General features: G+C 66.0%; 20 protein-coding genes and 1 tRNA gene. 9 read left to right on the top strand and 12 right to left on the bottom strand.

Going from position 1 to position 16,197, the window contains the following annotated elements; genetic code table 11:
- The 5 genes from BLS55_RS03020 to BLS55_RS03000 all read left to right on the top strand — a co-directional run bounded on the left by BLS55_RS03020 (window position 1) and on the right by BLS55_RS03000 (window position 2,949).
- The gene (locus tag BLS55_RS03020; protein ID WP_092152881.1) at window positions 1-690 is read left to right on the top strand and encodes a MotA/TolQ/ExbB proton channel family protein; all 690 of its coding nucleotides are present in this window, start codon (window positions 1-3) and stop codon (window positions 688-690) included.
- Window positions 691-1,113, top strand: a complete 423-nt coding sequence (locus BLS55_RS03015) for an ExbD/TolR family protein (protein ID WP_092152880.1) — start codon at window positions 691-693, stop codon at window positions 1,111-1,113. It abuts the gene before it with no gap.
- Window positions 1,110-1,628, top strand: a complete 519-nt coding sequence (locus tag BLS55_RS03010; protein WP_092152879.1) for an energy transducer TonB — start codon at window positions 1,110-1,112, stop codon at window positions 1,626-1,628. The genes BLS55_RS03015 and BLS55_RS03010 overlap by 4 nt, the downstream gene beginning before the upstream one ends.
- A 215-nt stretch (window positions 1,629-1,843) precedes the next feature.
- On the top strand, window positions 1,844-2,089 hold the full coding sequence (locus tag BLS55_RS03005; RefSeq protein ID WP_092152878.1) for a tautomerase family protein: 246 nt from the start codon (window positions 1,844-1,846) through the stop codon (window positions 2,087-2,089).
- Window positions 2,090-2,262: 173 nt separating this feature from the next.
- Window positions 2,263-2,949: a hypothetical protein gene (locus BLS55_RS03000; RefSeq protein WP_092152877.1), complete on the top strand. Its 687-nt coding sequence runs from the start codon at window positions 2,263-2,265 to the stop codon at window positions 2,947-2,949.
- A gap of 300 nt (window positions 2,950-3,249) precedes the next feature.
- On the opposite strand, the gene BLS55_RS02995 is transcribed toward BLS55_RS03000, so the two are convergent.
- A tRNA-Leu gene (locus BLS55_RS02995) sits at window positions 3,250-3,336 on the bottom strand.
- 675 nt (window positions 3,337-4,011) lie between these two features.
- On the opposite strand from BLS55_RS02995, the gene radA reads away from it, so the two are divergent.
- The 4 genes from radA to clpA are packed head-to-tail and all read left to right on the top strand — an operon-like array spanning window position 4,012 to window position 8,661.
- On the top strand, window positions 4,012-5,355 hold the full coding sequence (gene radA, locus BLS55_RS02990) for a DNA repair protein RadA (protein WP_092152876.1): 1,344 nt from the start codon (window positions 4,012-4,014) through the stop codon (window positions 5,353-5,355).
- An 8-nt stretch (window positions 5,356-5,363) separates the two neighbouring features.
- A complete protein-coding gene (locus BLS55_RS02985) occupies window positions 5,364-6,035 on the top strand; it encodes a class IV adenylate cyclase (RefSeq protein WP_092152875.1) in 672 nt (223 codons plus the stop codon).
- Complete coding sequence (clpS, locus tag BLS55_RS02980) at window positions 6,022-6,342, top strand: ATP-dependent Clp protease adapter ClpS (protein WP_092152874.1); 321 nt, start codon at window positions 6,022-6,024, stop codon at window positions 6,340-6,342. Before BLS55_RS02985 ends, clpS begins: the two co-directional genes overlap by 14 nt.
- Window positions 6,343-6,351: 9 nt before the next feature.
- Window positions 6,352-8,661: an ATP-dependent Clp protease ATP-binding subunit ClpA gene (clpA, locus tag BLS55_RS02975; RefSeq protein ID WP_092152873.1), complete on the top strand. Its 2,310-nt coding sequence runs from the start codon at window positions 6,352-6,354 to the stop codon at window positions 8,659-8,661.
- Between the two features lie 255 nt (window positions 8,662-8,916).
- Here clpA and BLS55_RS02970 read toward each other — a convergent pair whose 3' ends face one another.
- From BLS55_RS02970 to BLS55_RS02920, 11 genes are all read right to left on the bottom strand, one after another.
- Entirely contained in the window at window positions 8,917-9,264 is a 348-nt protein-coding gene (locus BLS55_RS02970) for a BMC domain-containing protein (protein ID WP_092152872.1), read from the bottom strand.
- Between the two features lie 15 nt (window positions 9,265-9,279).
- Window positions 9,280-9,831, bottom strand: a complete 552-nt coding sequence (locus BLS55_RS02965) for a BMC domain-containing protein (RefSeq protein ID WP_092152871.1) — start codon at window positions 9,829-9,831, stop codon at window positions 9,280-9,282.
- A gap of 11 nt (window positions 9,832-9,842) precedes the next feature.
- Window positions 9,843-11,165: a 4Fe-4S dicluster domain-containing protein gene (locus BLS55_RS02960; protein ID WP_092152870.1), complete on the bottom strand. Its 1,323-nt coding sequence runs from the start codon at window positions 11,163-11,165 to the stop codon at window positions 9,843-9,845.
- A gap of 65 nt (window positions 11,166-11,230) precedes the next feature.
- On the bottom strand, window positions 11,231-12,337 hold the full coding sequence (locus tag BLS55_RS02955) for a 1-propanol dehydrogenase PduQ (protein WP_092152869.1): 1,107 nt from the start codon (window positions 12,335-12,337) through the stop codon (window positions 11,231-11,233).
- Window positions 12,338-12,504: 167 nt separating this feature from the next.
- Complete coding sequence (locus BLS55_RS02950) at window positions 12,505-12,789, bottom strand: BMC domain-containing protein (protein ID WP_092152868.1); 285 nt, start codon at window positions 12,787-12,789, stop codon at window positions 12,505-12,507.
- Between the two features lie 41 nt (window positions 12,790-12,830).
- On the bottom strand, window positions 12,831-13,142 hold the full coding sequence (locus BLS55_RS02945; RefSeq protein WP_092152867.1) for a hypothetical protein: 312 nt from the start codon (window positions 13,140-13,142) through the stop codon (window positions 12,831-12,833).
- Between the two features lie 28 nt (window positions 13,143-13,170).
- Window positions 13,171-13,722: a BMC domain-containing protein gene (locus BLS55_RS02940; RefSeq protein WP_092152866.1), complete on the bottom strand. Its 552-nt coding sequence runs from the start codon at window positions 13,720-13,722 to the stop codon at window positions 13,171-13,173.
- Between the two features lie 3 nt (window positions 13,723-13,725).
- Complete coding sequence (locus tag BLS55_RS02935; protein ID WP_092152865.1) at window positions 13,726-14,016, bottom strand: EutN/CcmL family microcompartment protein; 291 nt, start codon at window positions 14,014-14,016, stop codon at window positions 13,726-13,728.
- 8 nt (window positions 14,017-14,024) lie between these two features.
- Entirely contained in the window at window positions 14,025-14,630 is a 606-nt protein-coding gene (locus tag BLS55_RS02930; protein ID WP_092152864.1) for a hypothetical protein, read from the bottom strand.
- A gap of 33 nt (window positions 14,631-14,663) precedes the next feature.
- Entirely contained in the window at window positions 14,664-15,485 is an 822-nt protein-coding gene (eutJ, locus tag BLS55_RS02925) for an ethanolamine utilization protein EutJ (protein ID WP_092152863.1), read from the bottom strand.
- 2 nt (window positions 15,486-15,487) lie between these two features.
- On the bottom strand, window positions 15,488-16,189 hold the full coding sequence (locus tag BLS55_RS02920) for a phosphate propanoyltransferase (protein WP_180365380.1): 702 nt from the start codon (window positions 16,187-16,189) through the stop codon (window positions 15,488-15,490).
- Between the last annotated feature and the right edge of the window lie 8 nt (window positions 16,190-16,197).

Genomic DNA, 16,197 nt, shown 5'->3' with positions numbered 1-16,197 from the left:
ATGAACATTATGGCGTTGGGGGGCTGGATGATGTGGCCCCTGCTGGCAGTTTCCATCCTGGCGCTGGCCGTCATTGTGGAGCGTCTTTTGCTGTATGCCGCCTGCCCCTTGCCGGACGGCGCCCTGCGGCGGGAAATTCTGACCGCGTCGGGTACAGGCGATCTGGGGGCGGTGGCGTCGCGCATGGCGGGCGTGCCTCTGTTGCGGCCTTTTGCGGCCCTGCTTTCCGGCGCGTGTCTGCAGCGCGACGCTGCTTTGCGTTTGGCCGGGGAGCAGATATTGGAACAGCTGGAGCGTCGCCTGGGCCTGCTGGCGGCCATTGCGCGGCTGGCGCCGCTCATGGGCCTGCTGGGAACGGTCAGCGGCATGATCACCATATTCTCCCGTATGGCGCACGCTTCTGGCGGTGTGGACCTGTCTATGCTGGCCGACGGCATCTGGCAGGCTTTGCTGAACACGGCGTCAGGCCTGAGCATCGCCATTTTTGTTCAGTTTTCCCTGGCATTTTTTCACGGCAGGCTCAAAAGCGTGGCCGCCATGCTGGATGCAGCAGGCAATGCCGCCCTGCTGCGCGATGCTGCAGGCGTAGAACCTGTGACTGCCGCATCGCACCGCCATGAACCTCCTGCCGCCGCGTCAGAGGGCAGCGGCGACAGGGCCGCGTCCGTCCCCGCCGGAGAAAAGTGCTGAATGCTGCGCCTGTCCAAACGCTTGGAGCCTTCCTATGAGTACGATCTTATCCCGCTCATAGATATGCTTTTTATCCTGCTCATTTTTTTTGTGCTGGCCGCGGCCTTTGCCGTGCGGGGGCTGGAGGTGGATCTGCCCCCGGCCCGCAGCAGCAGAACGTTGTCCGGCAGGGTGGTGGAGTTGCGGCTTGCGGCGGACGGCGGCATTTTTTGTGAAGGGCAGCCGCTGCTCCGCGAAAACGTTCGGGACAGGCTGCACGAAATCGTGCGCGGCTTCCGTAATCGGCCCGGCCGACTGGTGCTGGTGGCCGAGCCCCAGGCCCCCGTGGAAGGATTGATTTTTCTGGTGGATGAAGTACGGATGCAAGGAGGGGAGAAGCTGCTTATTGCCACGTCCGGGCAGGCGCGGACGGAGCAGCCATGACCGGCGGCGAACGCCTTTGCGCTGCTTTGGCGTTTTCCTGTATGGTCCATTGGGGAGCATTGTACCTGCTGGCCGCTGTGGACAGCGCGGAACCCTCCGGCGGCGCTGCGGCAATTCGCCTGGAGGCTCTGGGCGTGGATGCAGCCGCAACGGCAGGAGGCGCAGGCATCAGCATGGAGGCGGCCCCGTCGCCATCGGAACGGGCCGACACGGCAGACAAACGGCGGCAGGCTTTTTTTGCCTATCTGGAGGATCTGGAGGCTGCCGTGCATGCCCACCGGCTGGACGGCGGCGAGCAGGGGCTGATAGGCGTGGCCGTATTTGCGTTTTCTGTGCGTCCGGACGGTAGCTTCAGTGTTCCCGCGCTGCGTCAGACGTCGGGGTCGGCGGTTCTGGACGCGGCGGCCCGCAGGGCCATTCTTGCCGTCAGCGGCACAGTGAAACGCCCGCCCGTTCTCGGCGACGGAGACATCCCGGTAGTGCTGCACGTCAAGTATCAGTATGACCTGCGCTGAAGCCCTCGGTGTGGGCCCTGCCAAGGGGCCAGGACAACCGGACATTGCGCGGCCGTCCGGCAAGGCTGACCGGCCGCCCCGTGCGGCGGAGCGCAGGCGGATCCGCTGCTGTTTTATAACGGCGTTTTGCGGGGGGGGGGCTTCGGCGAGGGATCTGCTGCGCGCTGCAATTTCCTGCCTGAACATGCCTCCAAAAACCACAGGAGGCGTGCGCAATGCCCTACGTCAACATCAAGGTCACAGGCGGGGCGGAAGCGCCCACGACGGCGCAGAAGGCGGAGCTGATTCAGGGCGTAACGGACCTGCTGGCCCGCGTGCTGGGTAAAAATCCCGCCACTACGGTGGTAATCATCGATGAGGTGCCCATGGACAACTGGGGCATCGGCGGGGCCACCGTCACCAGCCGGCGGCAGCAAAGCGGCGCGGGCGCGGCCAGGCCCGCGGATCCGGAATCGCGCTGACCGACGCTTCCGGTAGGGCGGGCGTCCGCCCCCAGGGAGTGCGCAAACCTGCGAAAAACTGTTTACCTCAAACACATCTGCCGTTATTCTCCCCAAACCCGGGTCCGCGCCGGATGGGCCGCGCGCGGCACGGGGCAACGGCAACAGAGGGTTGCAGCAAGAGGGAGGGACGTATGCGGCTGACGGACAAGGTTTTGTGTGGCGTGGGGGTTGCGGCGGTGTTAGGCATGCTGGTTATTCCCGGCGCCATGGACGGCTTTATCGCCCTGACTGCGGCGTATCCATTCGGTATGAGCTTTCTTAAATTCGCCGTGCTGGCCACGCTGGGCGAGTGCATTGCCCTGCGCATCACCACCGGGCAGTACAACCGGCCCGGCTTTGGCGTGCTGCCCAAGGCCGTGGTTTGGGGCTTCCTGGGCATGGGCATCAAAATCGCTTTTACCATTTACGGCGGCGGCACGCCCAAGCTGATGACGGAAATGGGCCTGCTCACGGCCGGGGCTACGGGCTTCGGCGCCAAACTGGTAGTGGCCTTCGGCATCAGCGTCTGCCTGAACGTCTTTTTTGCGCCGCTGCTTATGATCACTCACAAGCTCACGGATATCCACATCACCCAGAACGGCGGCAGCCTGGCAAGCCTGGCGCGCAAACCCGACGTAGCGGCCCTGCTGCGCGCCGTGGACTGGAACAGCATGTGGGGCTTTGTGCTCAAAAAGACCGTGCCTCTGTTCTGGATACCCGCGCACACCATCACCTTTCTGCTGCCCGCGCACTTCCAGGTGCTGTTCGCCGCCCTGCTGGGAGTGGCCTTGGGCGTCCTTCTGGCCTTTGCCGGGCTGCGGGCGCAAAAGCCGGCATAGCGTATCTGCGTGGGCGGCACTGCCCGTGCCGTAAAGCGGCGTGGGCTTCATGAGCGCCGCGGGCAGCACCCCTGAGGATTGCCGGGGCGCAGGTCCGCCGCATACGTGTTGCGTGTAGCGCTCCCGAGAGGGGAGGATTCCCTGCTGCCTTTGGAGTCGGCCCGGAATTGCTTTGAAAAGCCGACGGAAAAGGGCCCGCTGGACCCCGCGCCCTGTCCTTGCGGCAGGCCCTGCACAGATCCCGCAAAATACTGAAGCCCCACAAGGCCGTATCCGCCTTGTGGGGCTTAGAACTGTCTATGGTACCGGGAGCGAGACTTGAACTCGCAAGGTGTTGCCACCGGCGGATTTTGAGTCCGCTGCGTCTACCAATTCCACCATCCCGGCAAGGGAAGGATGCGCGGGCAAAGCGCCCGTTGCAGGCAAAGCCTATAGCCCAGAGCAGGGCGGGCGTCAAGAAAAACCGCGAGCGGCCCAGGGCGAGCGCATCTTAGCGCAGATTAACTTTGAGAATATGCATTCTCAAAGTTTACGGCACGCTTGTTTTGGCGCTTAACAGCGCACATAAATTGCGCTTACGCCTCACAGCGGGCGTCTGCTCACGCAGCCGCCAGGCATTTCAAAGTTGCATGCCCTAATCTTTGAAGAAATGGTCCTTTGCGAAGTTTGGATTCAAGATTTGACCTTACCCCATTGCGTATCCCACCTGTAAGTTAGTGGTTCCTGTTGGGTTACAGGTTCTGTTCTGCCGGCAAAATTCTTCTGGCGGCGCTACATGGCCGCGGCAGGGGGCGTCTCCGCGAAGGCAGCTGGCCCGCGGCTTTTGTCTGTTTGCCTATATGGCTTTCTTTTCTTGGGCCTATGGGCGGATTCCAGTGCCGCCGGGGCCCTGGTCCTCGCCGGGGCCGTGCAGGCGGCCGTGCAGGCGGCTGTGCGTCAGCGGGGCGGCCATCCTGGGGGGCATCTTCTGCGCTACGGCGCTGCCCGCGCGTCGCCCGCCGCGCGGCCGCTCCTAACCCGTTCCGCCTTGCCAGCTTGCGGCTTTTTCCTTAGGCTTAGCTCATGGCGAAAATACGCGAAGTGTACCGCTGTTCTTCCTGCGGGGCGCAGACCATGCAGTGGCGCGGGCAGTGCCCCAGCTGCCATGAATGGAATACCCTTGAAGCTGTAGCCCAGCCCAAAAATGCCGCCAGGACGCCGCATCGGGCGGGGGGCGCGGGCGCAAACGGCCGGGCCGTGCCCCTGCACGCCGTGGCGGACGAAGGGCACGAGCCTTTCGGCAGCGGCCTTGCGCCGCTGGACCGCATTCTGGGCAAAGGGCTGGTGCCTGGGGCCGCCCTGCTCATGGGCGGGGAGCCTGGCATCGGCAAATCCACCTTGCTGTTGCAGGTGGCGGGCATGGTGGCGGCCGGAGGCCACACGGCGCTCTATGCCAGCGGGGAGGAATCCCTGCCGCAGATCCGGGGCCGGGCCGAGCGCCTGGGCCTGCTGGATCCCCGCCTGCTGGCCCTGGCCACCTCCCGTGTGGAGGACGTGCTGGAAGCGGCGGCGGCCGCCGCGCCCGCACTGCTGGTGGTGGATTCCGTCCAGACCCTGACCAGCCTGGAGGCCGAGGGCCTGCCCGGCAACGTTACCCAGGTGCGGGCCGTGGCCACGGCGCTGGTGGAATTCTGCCGCCGTGAGAACTGCACCCTCATCCTGGTGGGGCATGTGACCAAGGACGGCGTGCTGGCCGGGCCGCGCCTGCTGGAGCACATGGTGGACACAGTCCTTTCTTTGGAGGGCGATCGCCGCCAGATGTTCCGCCTGTTGCGCGTCTTTAAAAACCGCTTCGGCCCCAACGAGGAGCTGCTGGTTTTTCGCATGGCGGCCCAGGGGCTGCAGGTGGTGGACGACCCTGCGACATTTTTTTTGGGCCAGCGCGACGCCAGCCTTTCGGGCACGGCCGTGGTCATGGCCGTGGACGGGCAGCGGCCCCTGGCCGTGGAAGTGCAGGCCCTGGTTTCCCGCACGTTTTTGAGCATCCCGCGCCGGGCGGCCCTGGGCTTTGACGTGGGGCGGCTGCACCTGCTGCTGGCCGTGCTGGAAAAGCGCCTTAAGCTCAACTTCGGGCAGGTGGATATTTACGCCAAGGTGGGCGGCGGCATGAAGCTGAGCGAACCGGGGCTGGATCTGGCGCTGGTGGCCGCTGTGCTTTCGTCCTATTATGATGTGGCGCTGCCGGAAAAATGCGTGCTGTGGGGCGAGGTGGACCTCAACGGCCAGGTGCGGCCCGTGGCGGCGCAGGAACTGCGCCTGAAGCAGGCCCGGCGGCTGGGTTTTGAGCCCATCCTGCATCCGGCGGCGGGGCAGGGGGGCGTGGGCACCATTGCAGCCCTGCAACAGCGTTTGTTTCACCGCAAGTGAGGTGGGGCATGCCCCTGGAAATAGAACGCAAATATCTGCATGTGGATCTGCAGGCCCTGCGTCAGGCCCTGACGGACAGCGGCGCGCACTGCCTGGGCGCACATTTTGAAAGCAACTGGGTTTTTGACGCGCCGGGCCGCGCCTTGCTGGAGAGCGGCCGCCTGCTGCGCCTGCGCAGCCAGGAATGGCCGGATCACACCCGCCATGTGCTGACCCTCAAGCGGCCTGCGCCCGCATCCGACTCCTACAAGGTGCGCGAGGAGCTGGAAACCGCGGTGGAGGACGGCGCAACCCTGCGCGCTGTGCTTGCCGGGCTGGGCTACACGGTGACGGCCCGGTACGAAAAAGTGCGCGAACCCTGGCGCCTTGAAGATGTGGAAGTGGAGCTGGACGCCCTTTCCTTCATGGATGTCGTGGAGTTGGAAGGGCTGGCCGCGCATATTGATTCGGTGCAGCGCCGCCTTGGCCTTGACAATGCCGTAATAAGTACCAAAAGTTATCATGAGCTGCACCAGGAATGGCTGCGGCAAAACCACAAACCGCCGCAATTTTCCTTTGTGTTCGACGCGGCGCAGCGGGCCGCGTGGCGGCAGAAGCTGGGGCTTCCGGCGCAGACTTCCGCCCCGGACGGGCCCGGCAAGGCGAACACCGTGTCGGAGCCTTCTCATGTCGTGGAATGACGCAGACCGCAGCGACGGCCAGAGCCGCCTGGCGGTGGAGCAGGAAATCAAGGAACCGGACCGCTACCGGGTGCTGCTGCACAACGACGACTACACCAGCATGGACTTTGTGGTCAGCGTGTTGCGCAACATCTTTCATAAAACCCCCGAAGAAGCCACGGCCATCATGCTGCTCGTGCACCGTCAGGGTGTGGGCCAATGCGGCGTATACACCCGGGAAGTGGCGGAAACCAAAGTCCGCCGGGTACGCAGCACGGCGCGGGCCGCGGGGTATCCCCTCAAATGCACCATGGAAAAAGTCCATTGAGATACGCCTATGCTGAGTAAAAGTGTTCAAAGCGTCATCCGTGACGCCCTGATGGAGGCGCACCGCCGCAGGCACGACCTGCTGACCGTGGAGCATGTGCTCTTTGCCCTCACCAACAACATGCGGGGACGCATCATTCTGGAAGGCAGCGGGGCCAGCGTTCCGGTGCTGCGCGAACAGCTTGAGGAATTTTTCAGCCGTGAGCTGGAGGCCGTGCCCCTTTCGCGCAACCACGAGGTCTCCCAGACCGAGGGCGTACAGCGCGTGCTGGACAGGGCCCTGGCGCACATCCGTTCTGCCGGGCGGGACACGGTGGAGCTGGGCGATCTGCTCATCTCCATCATGGACGAAGAAGAGAGCTACGCCCTGTTCTACCTGCGCAAGCAGGGGGTGGAGCGCCTGGACGTGTTGACCTTTGTCTCCCACGGGCTGGAAGAGGGCAGCGGTTCGCGCGGGGTGGAACAGCCGGGGACCGAAGGCGGCAAGGACGCCAAGGCCGCGGACCCGCTGGCCCAATACGCGGTGGACCTCACCGAGCGCGCGCGGGAAGGCAAGATCGACCCTCTGGTGGGCCGGGATGCGGAGCTGGACCGCGCCGTGGAAGTGCTCTGCCGCCGCCGCAAGAACAACCCCCTGTTCGTGGGCGATCCCGGCGTGGGCAAAACCGCCCTGGCCGAGGGCCTGGCCCTGCGCATTGTGGAAGGGCGCGTGCCGGAAATGTTTGCTAAAACCCGGCTCTATGCCCTGGATATGGGCCTCTTGCTGGCTGGCACCCGCTACCGGGGCGACTTTGAAGGCCGTCTCAAGGCCGTGGTGCAGCGGCTTAAGGAACAGCCCGATTCCATTTTGTTTATTGACGAAATCCACACCATTGTGGGCGCGGGCTCCACCTCCGGCGGCTCGCTGGACGCCTCCAACCTGCTCAAGCCCGTGCTGGCCGGGGGCGAACTGCGCTGCATCGGCTCCACCACCTATGAGGAGTTTCGCAACCATTTTGAAAAGGACCGCGCCCTGGCCCGACGCTTCCAGCGCATCGATCTGGCCGAACCCAGCGCCGAGGAATGCCTGCGCATTCTGCAGGGGCTGGAAAAGCGCTATGCGGACTACCACAAGGTGCATTATGCCCCGGCGGCCCTTCAGGCCATGGTGGACCTTACCGCCCGGCATGTGCGCGACCGGCTTTTGCCGGACAAAGCCATCGACGTGCTGGACGAGTGCGGCGCGGCCGTGCGGCTGGGCCGCGGCCTGCGGCCCGTGCGCGGGGACGAGACCCCGCAGGTGGGCGTGGGCGATGTGGAGCGCGTGGTGGCCCGCATGGCGGGCGTGCCCGTGCGCACGGTTTCCGGCAAGGAGCGGGTGCGGCTGGCGCACCTGGAAAAAGACCTCAGGCAGCTGGTCTTTGGGCAGGATGCGGCCATTGAGATCACCGTGCGGGCCATCTTGCGGGCGCGCGCGGGCCTGGGGCAGGAGCAGCGCCCGGCCGGGGCCTTCCTTTTTTACGGCCCCACCGGCGTGGGCAAAACCGAGGTGGCGCGCAGCCTGGCCAAGCTCATGGGCGTGGAGTTTTTGCGCTACGACATGAGCGAGTACATGGAAAAGCACGCCGTTTCGCGACTTATCGGCGCGCCTCCGGGCTATGTGGGCTTTGATCAGGGCGGTCTGCTCACCGAGGCCGTGCGCAAAGCGCCGTATTCCGTGGTCTTGCTGGATGAAATGGAAAAAGCCCACCCGGATATCTTTAATGTGCTGCTTCAAGTTATGGACTACGCCACACTTACGGACAACACCGGGCGCAAGACGGATTTCTCGCACGTGATCCTGATCATGACCTCCAACGCCGGGGCTTTTGAGATGTCCCGGCCCAGCATGGGCTTTGCCGGTTCCGTGTCCCAGGACGCCGCCCACAAGGCCCTGAAGGCCGTGGAAAATACCTTCAGCCCAGAGTTCCGCAACCGCCTGGACGCCCTGGTGCCTTTTAACAGCCTGACGGAACCCATGATGCTGCGCATTGTGGACAAATTCCTGGGCGACATCCGGCAGAGCCTGGGGCACCGCAAGGTGGCGCTTACCGTGACGGACGCGGCCCGGCGCTGGCTGGCGCGCAAAGGCTTTGACCCGGCCATGGGCGCGCGGCCCCTGCGGCGGCTGCTGCGCACGGAGCTGGAGGACCGCTTGGCCTCGGCCCTGCTGTTCGGCAACCTGAAGAAGGGCGGCAACGCGCGGCTGACCTGCCGCAACGACGCCCTGGAGCTGGAAAGCGGCCCCACGGCCAAGGCAACGGCCAAACGCAAAAAATCCGTGGCCGCGGCTCCGGCCTGACCGCGGCTCCGGCCCGACTGCGGCTCCGGCCCGACTGCGGCTCCGGCCTGACCGCGGCGTGCCGTACTGCAAAGAAGGGGGAAAGCCTGCGGGCCTTCCCCCTTCTCTTTGGGCCCGCGTCTGTCCGGGAGCCGCTTGCCTTTGAGAACAGGCAGCTCAAAGGTTATTACGCCACGCTCGTTCCGGCGCCTACCAGCGCAGATACATGGCGCTTACGCCTATACGGCGAGCGCCTGTTGCCCTGCCCGGAAGCGCTCAGGAGCGGGTCAACTCGGTGAGGGCGTAGTGCAGAACGGCGTCAAAGTAGCTCAGTACGGCGCGCAGAGCGGCCTCCACGCTGGCCACGTCGCCCGTGAAGACCAGGGAGCCGCCCATGCGGTCCAGAAAGCCCACCTCCACGGCGGCGGCCTTGGTGGCGATATCCGCCGCAATGATCACGCCTTCGCTGGGGGTGATGGTCAGGATGCCTATGGCCGTGGCCTGCCGTTCGCCCAGCCCCAGGTTGCGGAAGAGCGTCTCCTGCGGGCTGGCGATGAGGTGGGCCAGGGTGACCTGACGCCCCGGCACATGCTCCTGAATAATGCGTTGCTTGTGGTCTTCCATACCTGCGCCCGCGGCCTACAGCAGTTGCCGCTTCAGTTCTTCGCTGGGGGAGGGGATGACGATTTTGCTGACCACTGGGTTGTCCTCGCCCGCCTGCGCCGCGCCGGCCTCTACGGAAGAATGCACGGCGCTGACCTCGCCGGTCATGACCACAAAGGCCTTGCCGCCCAGCCCGGCGGAGAGGCGCAGCTCCAGCAGGCTTACGTCGCCGGCTTTGGCCGCGGCGTCGGCGGCCAGCACGCAGGAGGCCGCCGTGTAGGTTTCAATGACGCCCAGGGCGTTGATGGGGCCGGGCAGGGCAACGCCGTTCATGGCCGGAACCACGTCCGCATGCACGTTGGGGATGATAAAGCTGCCCACCACCATATCGCCGCCCAGGCGCAGGCCGGTCTGCACGGAATCGGTCACCGCGCCCGTATCGCCCGTGATGACGATGAGGTACCTGCCGGGGCAGGTGGTGCGCGCCAGCACCAGCTCCACCTGGGCCGCCTTGACCATGGCGTCCGCCGTTTCCATGCCCAGCCCGATGCTGTTCAGTTCCACACAGCCGATAGTGCGTAGTTTCATGCCTGTCCCCTTTAAGCCCTGATGGTGATGCAACCGTTATCCACCGCGCGTACCGTGCCGTTGATGCTGGCGTGCACGCGCGCGCCCATGGCGCCCTCGGGGATTTCCCCCACCAGATCGCCCTCGCGCACCTGCTGGCCCACGCGCACAACGGGAATGGCGGGCGCGCCGATGTGCTGGCGCAGAGGGATGCGCACTTCCGTCGGCTCATAATCGCCCGCAAAGGGCGGATGGGCCTCGTAATCAGCCAGGCCCAGGCGCTGCACCAGGCGGCTGGTGGGAATGCGTCGCTCGGCCCGGAAGCGCGAAGGGTGCAAGGGGCGTCCATCGTAGCGCCAGACCACGCCTGCCTTGCCCAGTTCTCTTTTGAGCTGGGCGTTGACTTCGCGCGGGGAAAGCCCCAGGGGACAGGCAAATTTTTCGCAGACGCCGCATTCGGAGCAGAGCAGCGCCTCCTTGGCGGCCGGGGCTTCCGCCGCCGCCGCGCCCGCGGGCACGCGCATGATCTTGTGCGGGTGCAGGCTGTGCCCCAGCAGATTGCGCGGGCAGAGATCCGTGCAGAGCGAACACTGACAGCAGACCGTATTGGTAAGGCGGCGGACCGTGCGCTCGTCCATGATCTTGCGGGCCACCACCGTGTGGTCCGGCGGCAGCACCAGCAGGCCGCTGGTGGTCTTGGTTACGGGCTGCGCCGTAGCGGGCAGCACCCGGCCCATCATGGGGCCGCCGTCCACCACCTTATAGTCCGCTATGGTGGGGCCGCCCGCAAAGCGGAGCACCTCGTCCACGCATGTGCCCACGGGCACGCGCAGCACCATGGGCCGGGCCACGGCGCAGCCCACGGTAAGGTAGCGGCGGGTCACGGGCCTGCCTTCCAGGGCCTGCGCCACGTTGCAGAGGCTTTCCACGTTGCTGACCACCGCTCCCACCTGCAGGGGCAGGCCGCGCTCCGGCACCACTGCGCCCAGCACTTCGTAAACCATAACCTGCTCGTCCCCGGCGGGGTAGAAATCCTCCAGCTCAAAAACGTCCATGTCCGGCCGGTGGGCCACGGCCTGGCGCACCGCCCGCAGGGCCGCTGCGTGCTTGCCCTTGAGGCAGATCACGCCCCGTTGCGCGCCCGTGCAGTCCATCATGGCCCGCAGCCCGCGCAGCAGGTCGTCCGTACGGCATTCCAGCAAATAGGGGTCGCTCATGAGCAGGGGCTCGCAGCTGGCCCCGTTAACCAGCACATTGGCCACGCTGGCGTCGGCCTTTACGTGCGTGGGCAGGCCTGCCCCGCCCGCGCCCACCACGCCCGCCTGACGGATGGCGTCCACAATCTGATTTCCCATGCTGTGCTCTCTTTTCTCGGTCCGTTTTTCCAGGGGCTGGAGGCCGCATCGGCGGCCCGCAGCAGTTACCAGGCCCGCAGCAGCAGATCCGCCAGGTCGTCCAGAGAGGGCATGCGGGGGTTGCTTTGGGTGCAGATGTCTTCCAGGGCGTTGGCCGCCATGGTCCGCAGGTGGTCGTGGTAGAGCGTGGCGTCCGCCTTGAGCTGCCGTACCTGGGCGGGAATGCCCAGGGCGGCGTTGAGCTCGCGCACGGCGGCAACCAGATTGCGCGTGCCTTCCTCCACCGTAGGGGCTGGGATGCCGGCCATTTCGGCTATCTCCTTGTATTTTACCCCGGCGTCGAAGCGGTTGAACAGGATGACGTGCGGCAGCAGCACGGCATTGGCCAGGCCGTGGGGGATATGGAAGAGCCCCCCCAGGCTGTGGGCCAGGCTGTGGGTAATGCCCAGGCCGCTGTTGGTAAAGGCCAGCCCGGCCATGCAGGAGCCGATGAGCATATTGTCGCGCGCTGCCATATCGTCGCCGTGGGCATAGGCCCGGCGCAGGTAGGCGAAAACGTGGCGGATGGCCCGCTCCGCATAAATGGCGGTAAACACGTTGCTGTAGCGGGAGGTGTAGGCCTCCACCGCGTGGGTCAGCACGTCCATGCCCGTGGCGGCCGTAACGGCCGGGGGCACGGTGCGGGTGAAGCGGGCGTCCAGGATGGCGATGTCTGGGATGAGCAGCTCGTCGTTGAGGGGGATTTTGACCGCCTGCTCTTTGTCCGTGATGACGGCGATGGAGGTCACTTCCGAGCCCGTGCCGCTGGTGGTGGGGATGGCCACCAGCAGGGTCTGGCGGTTGGGGTCCGCCTTGCGTCCGAAGTAGGAGATGGCCTTGGCCATGTCAATGGCCGAGCCGCCGCCCAGGGCCAGGATGAGATCGGCCTGGCTTTGCAGGAAGATTTTGGCGGCAGCCACTACGGCCTGGAGGCTGGGGTCCGGCTCCACGCCGGAAAAGAGGGTGTAGCCCACGCCCTTGCGCTTGAGGTGGCTGATGGCCTGGTCGGCAAAACCGCTTTCAACCATAAAGGGGTCGGTCACCACAAAGGCCTGTGTGGCCGGAAAGGTCTCCAGCATTTCCAGGGCATAGGGGCCGTAGCAGATTTTTGTTTTTCCGTAAAACTGGGTCACGTTCTCCTCCTGAAGGCCGTGGGGCCGCCGACAAACCGGGGCGGCAGGGCCTGGATGGAACCTTGTCCGGATAGGCCGAAGGGTCTGGCCGCAGTCCGGGCGGCCGCCGTCGCGCGGAACCGGGAACGCCCGGCTCCGGCGACGTCTGCCGGTCATGGGACAAAGGCTTAGCGGCGTTTGGGCAGGATCATTTCCACTTCTTCGTGCGGGCGAGGAATGACATGCACGCTCACCAGCTCGCCCACGCGGGAGGCGGCGGCCGCGCCCGCGTCCGTGGCGGCCTTCACGGCCCCCACATCGCCGCGCACCATCACCGTGACCAGGCCGGAGCCCACCTGCTCCTTGCCGATCAGGGTCACATTGGCGGCCTTGACCATGGCGTCGGCGGCCTCCACCGCGCCCACCAGGCCGCGGGTTTCGATCATGCCCAGGGCATCCGTCATTGTGCTCATTGTCTTCTCCTTGTTCCTACAGGGTTGTTGTCAGGAAAGCGCTACTGCATTTCCTTGCCGATGGCGGCCACGGTTTCCAGGGTGATTTTCCGCAGGTATTCGGGGTCTGTTATGCCGTAGTGCTGCCTGATGATGGCGGCCACGCCCACCAGCAGGTCCGTATCCGTGGCAACGGCGGCTTCCCCGGCAAGGCAGGCGCAAGGCGCGGGCTCCGCGTCGTAAACCACATGCACCCCACGCCGGGTGAGTTCGTCCCGCGCGCCCGCGGTAAGGATTTTGTTCGCGTCCATATGCAGGCAGTTGTCGTGGACGTAGTCCTGAAGGTTGTCCACGGTGATCAGCGTTTTGCTCATACACACCTCGTTCTCCCGCAGGGCGGGGTTAGGTTTGCGCCACGCCCGCAAGGGCCTGGGTTACTTCCGGTTCGGGGCGCGGCAGGACCACGGCCCGCAACAGGCTTTTGCCCAGACCGGCAGCGGCCGCGTCTACGGCCTCGCGCACGGCGGCCACTTCGCCCGTGAGCACAAAAAAGGATTTGCCGCCGATCCCCTGGCCCAGAACCAGTCGCATCAGCGCTACGGCGGCTTTTTTGACGGCCGCGTCCGCCGCCATGAGGCCGTCCGCCGCGTTGCGGCATTCCACTACGCCCAGGGCCGGGCCTGCCGCTGTTTTGGGCCCGCGGCGCAAGGCCGCCTGCACTTGCGGGTCCACAGGCGAGATGCTGTAGCAACCCGCCAGCCGGGGCTCGCTCTGCCGCGCGGCGTGCAGCGCCGTGGCCACGGCTTCGCGGTCGCCCTCCACCAGGATGAGCAGACGCCCGGCGCAGACCACCGCAGCCCGTACCAGCGTTACGGAGGCGGCCTTGAGCATGGCATCGGCCAGCAGGGTTCCGGCGGCGATGCTGCGGCTGTCCACTATGCCCAGGGTATCCACGGGCTACTCCTTGCGCGGGGCCTTGCCGCCCATCATTTCTTCCTGGTCCAGGATGCCGACGATGGCGGCGTCCACGGGCGCTTCCTCGCTGGACAGGGCCTTGCGGGCGGAGCTGCCCGTGGTGATGAGCACCTTTTCGCCGATGCCCGCGCCCACACAGTCCACGGCCACAAAACTTTCGGCCAGTTTGTTGTGGGCGAGGTCCAGCCGCTGCACCACCATGAGCTTCAGCCCATTGAGGGCGTCTTCTTTGCGCGTGGCCCAGACGTTTCCGACGACAATGCCTACCAGCATGGCGACACCTACAGATTTTGCAGAATGGTCAGGCGTTGTTCCGCGGCGGCCTCGCGGGCCAGCGGCGTGACAACGGCCCGGCGGGGAACGCGCAGAACGCGCGCGCCCTGCCGGACGGCCTCGGCCACATGAGCGGCGGAGATCAGCTCCCGGCGCAGCCGCAGGGCTTCCGGAGCCGGCGGCGGCAGCTCCGTAAGGCCGTAGGATGCGAGGGTGGCCTCATAGCCCTGGTACAGACGCCACAGGGCTTCCGGAGCCGTGGCCTCGTGCGTGCGGTAGGCAAAGCCCAGAGTGCGCACCGTTTCTCCAGCCAGAAGCAGATCCAGCACCCGGCCCAGGGCCAGACAGGAAGCCCGCCCCTGGGCCAGGTCGGCCATCTCCGTGCAGCGCAGCTCTGGGATGACGTAGAACTCCGGCCTGGGCCCGTGCCCTGCGGGATCGCGCCGCAGCCGCACCTTGGGAATCCGCGCGCGCACGGTCGCGGCAAGGCGGTCGTCCTCCGGGGGCAGCAGCGCCACCAGCGGACCGGCTTCCGGAGCAGCCGCGTCGCGGCCCAGGCTGGTCAGCACCTGGCGGACCACGGCGGCGATGATGTCCTGGGTTGCAGCGTTCATGGTTCAGAATCCTTGTTGTGCATACAGCGGGGCTTACGCGCCGCAGCCCAGGGCGATGCCCAGGGGCGTCGCCAGAAAGGGGTTGGCGGGTTTGCGGACCGCAAGGCCCGTGTACCGGGCGATGATCGTTTCCATGCCCGGCAGGCAGCAGGTGCCGCCTACAAGGTAGAGGGTCTGCACGCCGCGCCCGGCCACATGGCGCTGGATGATGGCTCCCATCTTTTCAATGACGGGCCGCACCACGGGCAGGATTTCCTTCTGGCGGGCCGGGTCTTTTTTCAGGGCCTCGGCCGTCTCAAAGTCCAGGTCGTAATTGCCGGCCAGCACCAGAGAAAGGTGCGTGCCGCCCGTGGGTTCGTCGGCCACATAGGTCACATGGCCGCCGCGCAGCACGGCAATGCCGGTGGTGCCGCCGCCAATGTCCACAATAGCCCCGTCGCGCACGCCCAGCACGTTGTTGGCGGCCGTAGGCTCGTCCAGCAGGGCGGTGACCTCGTAGCCGGCCCCCTCGACCACATGCCGGTGGGTGGCGCAGTCGCGTTCGCTGGTGCCGGGGGGCACGGCAATGGCCGCTTTTTCCAGTTTGCGGCCCAGGCTGTCTTCCAGTTGCTCCGTCAGGGCGCGCACAATGCGCAGGCCGCCGGTATAATCCACCACCAGGCCGTCGCGCACCACCTGGGCGCTCTGCACGGCGCAGGCCACGGGGCGGTGGCGGCTGTCCGTCACGGCCAGCACAATGTAGGCGGTGCCCAGGTCCACCCCTACGGCGAGGGGCTCTGTGGGGCTGACCTTGCGCGGTTTTGCGCGGGTGGCCTCCAGGGCGGCAATGAGCTTGTCGGCGGCGGCAAAGTCCATGCTCAGCTCCTGTGCCGGGCGATGATGACGCCCGTGGCGCCGGGCTTCCATCCGGCGCTGTTGCCTTCGTCGGCGTCAATGTGCATGGCGAGTTTGAAGTCCGGGCTTACCCGGACAAGGACGTTTTCCAGAATGACGGGGCGCTCCGTATCCAGGCGGACGTCCACCATGTCCTTATCTTTGAGGCCGAAGCGCCGGGCGTCGTCCGTGTGCATGTGAATGTGGCGCGAGGCCACGATGACGCCCGATTCCAGCCCCACAATGCCCGTGGCCGAGGCCAGGATGACGCCGGGGGTACCGGCCGTGTCGCCGCTCTGGCGCACGGGCGGGTCTATGCCCAGGGCGCGGGCGTCGGTTTTGGATATCTCTACCTGTGAGACATCCCTGGCCGGGCCCAGCACGGCCACATTGTCCATGACGCCCTTGGGTCCGATAAGGCGTACCCGCTGGGTGCTGAGAAACTGCCCCGGTTGGGAGAGGGGCTTGTGGGGGCGCAGGGCCTCGCCAAAGAGGTTGATGGCGTCGGCGGTGCTCAGGTGCACATGGCGGGCGGAGATTTCCACGGGGATGGGCCCGGCGTTCATGGACGCGACGTCGGGGGCCGCGCCCAGGGGCGCGGTTGCGCGCGCTTCCGCGAGCACGCCGCGCACCAGGCGTTCCAGAAGGTCTTTGATCTGCAGATCGGTGCAAGTCTGTGCGGTCATGGCTGCTT

Origin of the sequence: Desulfovibrio legallii (genome assembly GCF_900102485.1) — a bacterium.
GTDB classification, from domain to species: domain Bacteria; phylum Desulfobacterota; class Desulfovibrionia; order Desulfovibrionales; family Desulfovibrionaceae; genus Desulfovibrio; species Desulfovibrio legallii_A.
This window is presented reverse-complemented; position numbering and strand designations above follow the sequence as displayed.